Genomic DNA, 4,231 nt, shown 5'->3' on the forward strand with positions numbered 1-4,231 from the left:
GGGGTCGTGGTCATCGCGTCCACCCCGTCAGGAACAGGTAGATGCAGTAGACGATCAGCGCGGCGTCGGCCGCGAGGCCGATCAGGAGGATCAGGGTCCCGATCACGGGTATCTCTCCAGGTCAGGGGAGGTGCGCACCCCGAGGTGTGCAGGGGTGCGCACCAGGTGTTCAGGAGGAGGTGCGGCCGAGCTGGTCGGTGCTGTGGGTGGTGCGCGGGGCTTGGACCGGGCGGCCGTTGGCGCGGGCCTCGTCGTAGTCGGCGCCGGTCCAGGTGCGGCCGGCGGAGTCGACGTGCGCCGGGGTGTCCGTGCGGGTGGACGGCCTCGGCTCGCTGGAGCGGGAGTTGAAGAGGCTCATCACCGCACCCCCGCGAACTCGCCGCGGACGGTGAGGACCTGGCCGTCGATCTCGGCGAGCAGGTAGTACGTGCCGCAGCCGGTGCTGGTGGACGAGCCGTCAACGGTGCGGCAGCTCAGGCACCACTTCGCCTTGATCACCTCGCGCAGTTCGGCGACGCCGATCGGCTCGGTCGCGGTGTAGGTGTCCGGCAGGCCGGCGGGGGCGAGGGTGCCGATGATCGGCAGGCAGGTCATCACCGCGCACCGCCCAGCAGGCGGCCCAGCAGGCGGGCCGCGCCAGCAGCGGCCTTGGCCAGGTCGGCGGGCGTGATCGGGGGGACGGGGGCGGGGTAGCGTCGAGCATGGCTGGTCCCTTCACGGAGGGGGTGGCCTGAGCCCCGGCCGGGTCGCATCCGGTCGGGGCTTCTTGCATCACCGAATGTAGACCAAAACTCGAATTTGCTCTACCCCCTTGGTAGGGTACGACTTCATGTTCTACCGTTTGGAGGTAGGGCGGGCACATCGTCCGCTCACATGAGAGGAGGGATCCCGTGGCCGGATACGCCGACATCGCGGGGCATTTCCGCAGGCAGATCGAGGGAGGTGAGCTGAGGCCCGGCGACCGCCTCCCGACCCTGCGAGAGGTGATGCAGGAGTTCGGGGTAGCCCAGCAGACAGCTAGCCGGGCCTACGCTCGGCTCCGCACCGAGGGCCTCACCACCGCCACCACCGGCGGGGGCACGGTCGTAGCCCCGTACGGCAGCGACGGCGTTGCCGCCCGCGTCGCGGCACACGCGGCCACCGGCCGGGCGCTGGCACAGGGCGAGACCAGCCGAATCCTGGAGGTTGGCACGGTGCCGGCCGACGAAACCGTGGCCCACCGCCTCGGAGTCGAACCCGGCACTCCGGTGCACGTCCGTCGGCGTGTCGTCAGCCGCGGTGGCGTGCCCGTGCACTACTCGTCGTCCTACTACCCGGCGTACGTCATCGAGGCCGTGCCCGAGCTGACCGAGCCCGTGTCGACCGGTGCCAGCCGTGAGCTGGCCGCCGAGCGTCTCGGTGTTCCGCAGGCCCAGGTACTGGAGGAGATCAGCCCCCGGCTGGCGACCGTGCCGGAGGCCGAGGCGCTGGGCCTCACCGGTCAGGTGATCGTCAATCAGATCGTGCGCACGGTCTGGCTGGCGGACTCCCGGACGGTGGAGGTGGGCGTCAAGGTCACCGCCACCGTCCTGCGGTACTCCACCGCGCTGTAGTGCATGCAGAAGGGCCGACTCCGGATGAGCCCCGGGGTCGGCCCTACCAACTCGTGATCGACGGAGGTACCCGTGTCACACAACACCCAGTATGCGGCGACGCGCCACCGCGTCTCGGCGGGTCGACTCGACCTGATCCTGACCCTGTTGGCCGGAGCCCTGATCATCGCGCTGACCAGTGTGGTGTTCTGGCTGTCCTACGCTCACCTGCACGACATCGCCCGCGACAACGGCCTCGGTTCCGCACCGGAACGGGCCTGGGCGTGGCCCGCAGCCCTCGACGCATTCGTGGTGATCGGCGAGGTGTTGATGCTCCGCGCCGGCCTGCGAGGCCGGACCGACTGGTGGGCCGTCGGGGCCACTGCGATCGGGTCGGTGGGTTCGATCGTGCTCAACATCGCGGGCGTGCCGACGGGATCGACGGAGCTGACCTACGTAGTCGCGGCCGTGCCGCCAACCGCCGCGATGTTGGCGTTCGGTCTGCTGATGCGTCAGATCCACCAGATCGTCGGCGCGGCCATCGCCCGGACCGACACGGCAACCGACACGCCCGTGTCGGTCGAGCCGGTCAGTACCCCGGCCCGCCCCTCGATGACCATCTGCGGACCCGAGGCCTGGCAGGTGGAGGTGCCCCCCGCGCCGCCGGCCGACACGGCCGTGTCGCCCGCCGTGGCGGAGCCCGTCCGCCACACCATCTGCGTCCGCCCGGCCGTCCACCCGGTCCGGGTGCTCGCCTCCGACGGCGCCCTCGACGAACTCCGGTACTACGAGCCCCGCCCGGTACGACGCGAGCCCGCTCCCGTCCCGCAGCAGCTCACAGCCCTGGACGAGGCCAAATCGGCCGCGCTGGACGCCCTCCTGGCCGCCGCGCGTCGCCCCCGCCCCGAAACCGACACGCCCCGCCCCCTGACGACCGACGAGCTGTACCTGGCGGACGTCGAGGGCGCCGTCAAGTACACGGACATCGACGCGGCCGCTGGCGAAACCGACACGGCCGCCGTGTCGGTTGACATGGAGACCGACACGGACCACTCCCCGACGACCGACGAGCAGCACCTGGCGGACGTCGAGGCGGCCGCCGATCCGGCGACCGACGCGGAAACCGACACGGTGATCGAGGCGACCGACACAGCCGTGTCGGTTCCCGGCCCCGGCAGCCGGCTGACCGACGTCGAGCTCGACGTGGTGGTCCACATGATCCGGACCGAGACCGAACCGCCGCGCAGCTACCGCGAGATGGAGGCCCGGTTCCGCGAGCTCGGCTACCAGGGCAGCGCCGCCCGCCTCCGCGCCGCCTGGGACCGCGTTGCCACTGAGGCCCTCACCGCCTGACCCGACCCCCCCCAGGAAACGCCGCAGGGCCCGCCCCCCAGCGGGGGAGCGGGCCCTGACGGTCTCCTAGGTCACACTCGCGACTTGCGCGCCATGTGCCTCACGTAGCGCCTCAGTACGGCATGATGATCAGCCAGCACAAAGGCTGTGTGGGACCGAGCGCCAACTCGGGACCCCACCGGCCGAGTCCCATTCACTGTCGCCCGGCTAGGCGAAGACAGCTGAGGAAACCCAACGCTTGACCAGCGTAACGGGTGGTGCGGGTATCCGCGCAACACCCCACGAGACTGATGCACACCGAGGTGTGCACACCGGTGCGCACCAGGTGCGCACCCCGGCCACCGGCCCGGACGACGCTCCCGCACACGCGGTCGAGCGCCCGGACGGCGGCGACCGTCCGCACGTCAGCACGCGACACAAGGCCGGCGGCCCGTCCACGGTGACGCCCACCATGGCCGCCACCGTCCCCGTCCGCCGCAAGAAGCGCCCGAAGTGCGCGATGTGCAGGGCCTCGGTCAAGGTCACCCCCGGCAAGTTGGTCGCGAGTTGGTGCTCGGACGCCTGCCGCAAGCGCGCGAAGCGGATCGTCGCGGCCGCCACTGGCAATCCGTCAGGACACGAACCAATGTCCGGGGTTGAAACCGGCATTCCCGCAGGTCAGACCGGCGTTTCGGGCCGCGAAGCGGGCCCGCTTGGAAAAGAAACAACAGAGTTTCCGGGCTCCTCGACCGCAGCCGTCCGCGAGGCACGAGCACGGTCGCGGGCGGCGCGGCGGTACGCGGCCCGCCGCACCCTGTGGCGGATCACCGGAGAACGCACGTGCCGCGGCTGCGGACGGACCGTCATGGACCCCGAGACCGGCGTCATCAAGGCCCAGAGCGCAGAGGGCCACACCGTCGTCCTCGGCACGCTGAAGTGCGCAAAGATCTGGTTCTGCCCGCCCTGCTCGGCCACGATCCACACCCGGCGCGCGGCCCAGATCACCGGCGCGGTGGTGTCCTGGATCCGGGCCGGCGGGTCCGCTTACCTGGTGACCTTCACCCCCGCCACGCCTACGCGGACCGCCTGGACGCGTTGATGGACGCCATCCAGGGCACCCGCGCGTCCTCGGCGGACGCCATCGAGGCCGCCCGCGCCGAGGTCGCCATGGTCAAGGCCGAGCTGGAGTCCGCGAAGGCACAGGCCCGACAGGCGGTGCAGGACGCCCAGGCCAGGGCCAAGGCCGGCGTGCTGGCCGGGCGGGCGACGGCTCGTCAGACCGTGGACGCGGCCCGCGCCGCCGCGCCGAAGGGTGAGAAGAAGACGGC

The 4,231-nt window shown here is 71.4% G+C and carries 6 protein-coding genes; 4 read left to right on the forward strand and 2 right to left on the reverse strand.

Translation table 11 applies throughout. The features are described 5' to 3' along the window. Nucleotides 1-169: 169 nt before the first annotated feature. Both KCH_RS36505 and KCH_RS36510 read right to left on the reverse strand, forming a co-directional pair. A complete protein-coding gene (locus KCH_RS36505; protein ID WP_035876160.1) occupies nt 170-358 on the reverse strand; it encodes a hypothetical protein in 189 nt (62 codons plus the stop codon). Further along, nucleotides 358-594, reverse strand: coding sequence for a hypothetical protein (locus KCH_RS36510; RefSeq protein ID WP_035876162.1), 237 nt, complete (start codon nt 592-594; stop codon nt 358-360). The genes KCH_RS36505 and KCH_RS36510 overlap by 1 nt, the downstream gene beginning before the upstream one ends. 296 nt (nt 595-890) lie before the next feature. Here KCH_RS36510 and KCH_RS36515 point away from each other — a divergent pair, with 296 nt between their 5' ends. The 4 genes from KCH_RS36515 to KCH_RS36530 all read left to right on the forward strand — a co-directional run. Beyond that, a complete protein-coding gene (locus KCH_RS36515; RefSeq protein WP_035876165.1) occupies nt 891-1,592 on the forward strand; it encodes a GntR family transcriptional regulator in 702 nt (233 codons plus the stop codon). Nucleotides 1,593-1,664: 72 nt separating this feature from the next. Then, nucleotides 1,665-2,924, forward strand: a complete 1,260-nt coding sequence (locus KCH_RS46950; protein ID WP_051654129.1) for a DUF2637 domain-containing protein — start codon at nt 1,665-1,667, stop codon at nt 2,922-2,924. A gap of 451 nt (nt 2,925-3,375) precedes the next feature. After that, nucleotides 3,376-4,002 (forward strand): hypothetical protein, encoded by a 627-nt coding sequence (locus tag KCH_RS46370; RefSeq protein WP_157032511.1) that lies wholly within the window; start codon nt 3,376-3,378, stop codon nt 4,000-4,002. Next, the coding region (locus tag KCH_RS36530; RefSeq protein WP_035876170.1) for a hypothetical protein at nt 4,002-4,231 on the forward strand (230 nt) is incomplete at its 3' end. The genes KCH_RS46370 and KCH_RS36530, both read left to right, overlap by 1 nt.

The organism is Kitasatospora cheerisanensis KCTC 2395 (assembly GCF_000696185.1).
GTDB classification, from domain to species: Bacteria; Actinomycetota; Actinomycetes; order Streptomycetales; family Streptomycetaceae; genus Kitasatospora; species Kitasatospora cheerisanensis.

Coding starts and splice junctions, on each gene's coding strand:
- KCH_RS36505 (WP_035876160.1), bottom strand. CDS start 358: ATGAGCCTCTTCAACTCCCGCTCCAGCGAGCCGAGGCCGTCCACCCGC.
- KCH_RS36510 (WP_035876162.1), bottom strand. CDS start 594: ATGACCTGCCTGCCGATCATCGGCACCCTCGCCCCCGCCGGCCTGCCG.
- KCH_RS46370 (WP_157032511.1), top strand. CDS start 3,376: ATGGCCGCCACCGTCCCCGTCCGCCGCAAGAAGCGCCCGAAGTGCGCG.